The organism is Micromonospora sp. (assembly GCF_048594385.1).
Lineage (GTDB): Bacteria > Actinomycetota > Actinomycetes > Mycobacteriales > Micromonosporaceae > Micromonospora > Micromonospora wenchangensis.
Genome location: NZ_JBMDWU010000366.1, coordinates 1 through 5,752, shown reverse-complemented (window position 1 = coordinate 5,752; position 5,752 = coordinate 1). Strand labels below are relative to the sequence as shown.

Below are 5,752 nucleotides of genomic sequence, written 5' to 3'. Positions count from 1 at the left end.
GGGCGCCGGCGCGGGCGGACGGACCGCCGCGACGAACGGGACCGGGGCGGGGATCTCCCGGCGGATGCGGGCCGCCAGCTCCGCCCGCCGGCGCTGCGCCGCGAGCAGTCGGCCACCGAGCCCCTGGTACGCCTGCCGGGCCCGCTCGACCTCCCGGCCGAGGGCGACGATCTCCCGGTCCAACCGGACCACCTCGGCGGCAGGCGGGTACGGCCCGAGCCCGCAGCCGGCGCACCCACGGGTCAGCTCGGCGGGTGCTCCGCAGCGGGGGCAGGGGTAACCGGTGTTCTGCACCCGGCCATCCTGCCGGTGGGCCGCAACCGGAGGCCAGAGTGCCCGTACCTAGGTACGGGTGTTCTCGTGCACCCAGGTGGCGTATGCCCGGTCGCCGCTCTCGGCGTAGGTGACCAGGATCTCGGGCACCTCGTACGGATGGTTGGACCGGATCTGGGCGACCAGCGCCGTGGCCCGGTCGGGGGCGGTCTTGAACTGCACCGACCACTCGGTGCTGGTCTCCACCCCGGCCCGCCACCAGTACGTGCTGTCGACCTGGCCGCCGACCTGGGCGCAGGCCGCCAGTCGCCCGGCCACCGCGGCGGCCGCCATCAGGTCCGCGACGGAGCGCGAGTCCACCACCGTCGTCACCACGCAGATCTGGTCCACCTGCGCACCTTACGCGGGAACGGCGGCGAACCGGTCGACCGTGACGGTGCGTTCACCGTGCCGTCACGCTGTCCCGGTTGTCGGCGATCCACCTGTCGATCCGGTCCCACCAGTCGAAAAGCCAGTCGATCCGCTCCTGCCGGCCGGTCGGGACGTCCTCGGGCGGTACGGACCAGAACCGCATCACGATCCGTTTGTCCATCGGCAGTTCGCGCCACACGTCGGCGACGGTGAGCATCCGGTCCAGGCCGGTGTGCGCCACGAAGATCACGCCGGCCTCCGGGGCGGCGTCCAGGGCGGCGAGCACCCCGCCGGGCTGCGGGGCGAGCACGTGCTGCATCCGCTCGGCGCGCACCGCCATCCGCTCCAGCCCGAGCGCGCGCAGCTTGGAGATGGCCCGTACGCGTCGGCCGGGAGTGAAGTTGCCACCCTCCGGGAAGATCACGAAGGCGTCGTCGTCGTCCAGCCCGGTGGCCAGGTGGCCGATCTGCCGGACCGCCTCGTTTCGGCCGTCACCGGCGGCGATGAACCGGTTGGGCAGACGGTTGAGCAGCACGTCGATCGCCGGGTCCCACTGGAGCGTCTCCTTGAGCACGATCCGGGGCTCCCGCTGGAACCAGTTGACCAGGGAGTGGATCAGGATGAACGAGTCACCCGGGCCGGCGTGCCGGCACAGCACCAGTTCCGGCCGGCCGGGCAGGGCGGTGTCCGGGTCGGTGCCGACCACGTCGATGCTCAGCCGCAGCGTCCACCGGGCCTGCCAGAACAGCACCCGCAGGAACCAGCCGGCGAGCACGTAGTGCGCCCGCTGGAAGGCCGGCGTGCGCTTCCACCTGCCGAGCCCGGAGGCCAGCCAGAGCACGAAGAGGGCGACCAGCGCGGCGGCGTCCCAGACCAGGTAGACGCAGCCGATCCAGAGCAGCCGCAGCGGGCGCAACCGGCCCGGCACGAACGGCGACGCGGCCAGCGCGAGCAGCGCCCAGACCGGCACCGTGGTCAGCACCGTGACCGCGAGCAGGATCACCCCGGGCGCGAACAGCAGCCGGCGTACCCACCGAGGGGGCAGCGGCATCAGCGGTCCAGGGTCGCCAGGTAGTGCCGGGACGCGGTGTACGCGCGGCTGATCCGCCGCCCCACCGCCGCCATGTCCCGGTACGCCCACGGGCTGTCGTCGCGCGGCTCCAGCCCGCCGGTCGGCAGGACGTGCACCCGTACCCCCTCGGGCAGGGCGGCCATCTCCCGGGCGAACCGGTGCCGGCGGGCGATCTCGAACGCGACCTGGGCGATCTCCCACGGCCGGCGGGGCGGCGTCAGCTCCCGTTCGATCCGCCCCACCTGGAGGACGAAGATCTGCGTCGCGCCGACGGCGACCGCCTCGCCGATCGGGATCGAGTTGACGATCCCGCCGTCTATGTAGTGCTGGCCGTCGATCTGTGCCGGTGGCAGCAGCCCCGGCACGGAGGCGGAGGCGAGCACCGCCGACACCAGTGGTCCGGTGTGGAACCAGTGTTCGGCGGCCCGCTCGATGTTGGCCGCGCAGCAGCGGAACGGCACCTTCAGGTCGGCGAAGGTGGTGTCCGCGCCCAGTTCCCCCTCCAGCAGCTTGCGCAGCGGCCGGGGCGAGTGCAGGTGGGTACGGGCGGCGAAGCGGCGCAGTTGCCGGGCGACCGAGTCGCCGTACACCTCGCTCGCCTCCGGGGACGCCCACAGCCGGACCAGCCGGTCGGTGACCGCCTCGGACGGGTCGGCGGCGACCAGCGCGCCGTTGACCGCGCCGATCGAGGTGCCGAGCACGACGTCGGGGCGGATCCGGGCCCGGAACAGGGCGCGCAGCATTCCCACCTCGACCGCGCCGAGCACTCCCCCGCCGCCGAGCACGAACGCCACCGGACCGCCACTCATGCCGTTCATCCTGGCACGCCACCGCCCGTGACCGTGGTGCAGCCGCTGGTCACCGCCGCACGCGCCCGACAACCGGTGGCGGTGGGCGAAACCGCCACTGCGGAGGGTCATCGGGCAAGTGGACAACCGTTGACAGGGGGGACACATTCGCGCAACCTGACACCACCCCGAACCCCAGGCAGGTGCGAACACTGATGGCAGCCCTGAACGCCGGTAGGTTGCTGGCCCGCAGGTACCGGCTTCTCGACAGGATCGGGGCCGGCGGGATGTCGGTGATCTGGCGGGCCCGCGACGAGGTGCTCGACCGGGTCGTCGCGGTCAAGGTGCTCGCGCCGTCGCTGGCTGCCGACGCCCGGTTCCGCGACATGGTGCGCGAGGAGGCACGCTCGGCCGCCCAGCTGGTCCACCCGCACGTGACCGCGGTGCACGACTACGGCGAGGCGCTCGCCCCGGACGGCGAGATCACCTCGTTCGTGGTGATGGAGCTGCTCACCGGAGAGGAGCTGGAGCACCGGCTGAGCGAGGGTCCGCTGCCCTGGCCGGAGGCGGTCGAGATCGGTGCCCAGGTGGCCGAGGCGCTGGCGGCGGCACACCGGCTCGGCATCGTGCACCGGGACATCACCCCGGCGAACGTGATGATGACCCGGGTCGGCGCGAAGGTGCTCGACTTCGGCATCGCCACCCAGGCCGGCACCCCCGACGACGACGAGGACGGCGGCACCTTCGGCACCCCGGCGTACGTCGCGCCGGAGCGGTTGGACGGTGCACCGGCCCAGCCGTCGACCGACGTCTACTCCCTCGGCGTGCTGCTCTACGAGACGCTGACCGGCCAGCCGCCGTACCCGGCCGAGACCTGGGAGCAGCTCGCCGCCGCGATCGCCGACGAGCGACCGCCGTCGCTGGACGGCGTACCGGGGCTGCCCCCGGTGGTGGTCGACGTCTGCCTGCGCTGCCTGGCCCGGGACCCGCACGAACGGCCGACCGCGCACCAGGTCGCCACCGCGCTGCGCGACCAGTTGCTGCCGGGTGATCCGCAGGCGGCCACGATGCTCTCCCCGACGGTCACCCTGCCCGCCGTCCCCGGGAGCGACGCCCCGGGCGACCGGCCCGGTAGGCCGGTCGCCGTCGGCGCGGCAGCGGGCATCGGTGCGGCAGCGGCGGGCGGTGCCGGATCGGCGGGCGGTGTCACGGCGGGCCCCGGTGACGGCACCGCGCCGGCCGGCGGGGCCGCGGTCGGTGGTGCGGCCGGTGGCCGGGCCGGGGCCGTGGCGACGACGGACACCGGCAATCCGGACGCCCGGCGGGCCGGCCCGGGGGACGGGACCGCCGAGCCGGAGCTGCTGCCGCCGTCGCGCCGCCCGCTGGTGGCGGTGGGGGTGCTGGTGGTGCTGACCGCGGCGGCGGGCCTCCTGCTCGCCCCGCTGCTGGAACCCGGCACCCACACCCCGCCGGTCGCCGGGCGCAGCGAGACCCCGGTGACCGAACCGTCCCCGTCACGTACCCAGCCGGCGACGGACCCCACCGCGCCGCCGGCCCCCCGGCGGGCCACCAGCGCACCCGCGCCGTCGCGCCCGCCGGCCACCACCCCGGACGGGGGCCAGGGCGGCGGCGGGCTGACCGAGGCCGCCGACCGGATGCGCCGGCTGATCGACGACGGGGTCCGCACCGGCGAGGTCCGCGAGGACGTCGGCCTGGACCTGCGCAACGTGCTGGCCAACCTGACCCGGTCCGCCGCCGAGGGCCGCTCCGACGTGCCCGCTCAGGTGACCGCGCTGCGCGAGAAGGTCACCCGCCGCATCGACGAGGGGGGCATCACCCCGGCGTACGGCCGGCAGCTCGACGCCGCCGTCCGGGACCTGGCCGCGACCACCGTCTGAGCGCCCGCGCCGACCCGCCGCGTACCTGTCACCGGGTACGCAGCCCGACGGGCCGGCGCAGCGGTGGGGCCGTGCCGAACGCGACGGCCCGGTAGACCGCCTCGTAGCCGTGGGCCATCCGTTCGGTGGAGAAGTGCTCGGCCACGTGCGCGGTGCAGGCCGCCGGGTCGAGCCGGACCACCTCCCGTAGGGCCGCCGGCAGCTCCCGGGCGTCGTCGCGGACCAGCCCGGTCACGCCGTCGACCACCACCTCGGGCACCGCGCCCCGGCGCAGCGCCACCACCGGCGTGCCGGTCGCCATGGCCTCCACCATCACCATGCCGAACGGTTCCTCCCACTGGATCGGCATGATCAGGCAACGGGCGTCGACCAGCAGCCGCAGGGTCGCCTCCCGGTCGGCGTTCATGACCACGTCGACGTCGTGGCCCAGCATCGGCTGGACGACCTCGGCGAAGTACCGGCGCTCGGCGGGCTCGTTGCACTTGCCGGCCAGGGTGAGCGGGAGGCCGGCCGCCCGGCAGGCCCGGATCGCCGTGTCGGGGCCCTTGTCCGGGCTGAACCGGGCCAGCCAGAGCACCGGGCCCCGGCCGGGTTCCCGCTTGACCGGCACGTCCCGGCCGTCGAGGGCGTTGTGCACCGTACCCACCCAGGGCAGGGTGGGGTTGGACCGGCGCTGGGCGTGCGAGATGGCCACCAGACCCACCCCGTGGTCGGTGTCGCCGAGCACCGCCCCGTACTCGCCGACCGGGTTGCCGTGCACGGTGGCCACGGTGGGCACCGCACGGCGGGCGGCCACCAGCGGCCCGATCGTGGTGTGGTCGTGGATCACGTCGAAGTCGACGGCGGAGACCAGCCGGTTGATCCGGGCCAGGTGGGCCAGTTCCGGCAGCGACTCGCCCAGCCGGTCGTACTGCAACTCGTCGATCGTGGAGACGAAGTCGGCGGTGGTGCCGTGCTGCCGTCCGGCCCCGAAGAGGGTCACCCGGTGCCCGTGCCCGACCAGCGCGTCCACCAGCCCGTGCACCACCTGCTCCAGCCCGCCGTACCCCGGTGGTGGCACCGACAGCCAGGGTGGCACGAGCATCGCGACCCGCAGTGGCGGCCCGGACGGCGGACGTTCCGACGGACGGTGGGTCACTGCCACGAATCCTCCCCCGTTGTCCCGGTCCGGCAGGTGTGTCCGGCGGGATCGGCGGCGATTTCCCCCTGGCCGGACAGGCAAACGCGCCCCGGGCGGGTGGGGCCCGTCCGGGGCGCGTGCGGCGGGGGGGGGGGGGGGGGCGCCCCCCCGCGGCGCCCCCCCCCCCCCC

Annotated in this window: 6 protein-coding genes; 1 reads left to right on the top strand and 5 read right to left on the bottom strand. The window is 75.0% G+C overall.

Annotated features, from left to right (window positions below; translation table 11 throughout):
* The 4 genes from ACOJTC_RS19405 to ACOJTC_RS19390 form a co-directional block, all read right to left on the bottom strand.
* A partial coding sequence (locus ACOJTC_RS19405) for a hypothetical protein (RefSeq protein WP_420117938.1) occupies positions 1-294 on the bottom strand: 294 nt, incomplete at its 3' end.
* 48 nt (positions 295-342) lie between these two features.
* Positions 343-663 carry a divalent-cation tolerance protein CutA gene (gene cutA / locus ACOJTC_RS19400; protein ID WP_363656206.1) on the bottom strand — a complete coding sequence of 107 codons (321 nt, stop codon included), beginning with the start codon at positions 661-663 and terminating at the stop codon, positions 343-345.
* Between the two features lie 52 nt (positions 664-715).
* Positions 716-1,735 carry a 1-acyl-sn-glycerol-3-phosphate acyltransferase gene (locus tag ACOJTC_RS19395; protein ID WP_420117937.1) on the bottom strand — a complete coding sequence of 340 codons (1,020 nt, stop codon included), beginning with the start codon at positions 1,733-1,735 and terminating at the stop codon, positions 716-718.
* Entirely contained in the window at positions 1,735-2,565 is an 831-nt protein-coding gene (locus ACOJTC_RS19390) for a patatin-like phospholipase family protein (protein WP_363656202.1), read from the bottom strand. Before ACOJTC_RS19390 ends, ACOJTC_RS19395 begins: the two co-directional genes overlap by 1 nt.
* 194 nt (positions 2,566-2,759) lie before the next feature.
* Here ACOJTC_RS19390 and ACOJTC_RS19385 point away from each other — a divergent pair, with 194 nt between their 5' ends.
* Positions 2,760-4,442 (top strand): protein kinase domain-containing protein, encoded by a 1,683-nt coding sequence (locus tag ACOJTC_RS19385; RefSeq protein WP_420117936.1) that lies wholly within the window; start codon positions 2,760-2,762, stop codon positions 4,440-4,442.
* Between the two features lie 28 nt (positions 4,443-4,470).
* Here the strand turns inward: ACOJTC_RS19385 and ACOJTC_RS19380 are convergent, their stop codons facing one another.
* Positions 4,471-5,580: a glycosyltransferase family 4 protein gene (locus ACOJTC_RS19380; protein WP_420117939.1), complete on the bottom strand. Its 1,110-nt coding sequence runs from the start codon at positions 5,578-5,580 to the stop codon at positions 4,471-4,473.
* Between the last annotated feature and the right edge of the window lie 172 nt (positions 5,581-5,752).

Excerpts from the sequence above, each read along its gene's own strand:
- ACOJTC_RS19395 (WP_420117937.1), bottom strand. The coding sequence starts at position 1,735 with ATGCCGCTGCCCCCTCGGTGGGTACGCCGGCTGCTGTTCGCGCCCGGG.
- ACOJTC_RS19390 (WP_363656202.1), bottom strand. The coding sequence starts at position 2,565 with ATGAGTGGCGGTCCGGTGGCGTTCGTGCTCGGCGGCGGGGGAGTGCTC.
- ACOJTC_RS19385 (WP_420117936.1), top strand. The coding sequence starts at position 2,760 with ATGGCAGCCCTGAACGCCGGTAGGTTGCTGGCCCGCAGGTACCGGCTT.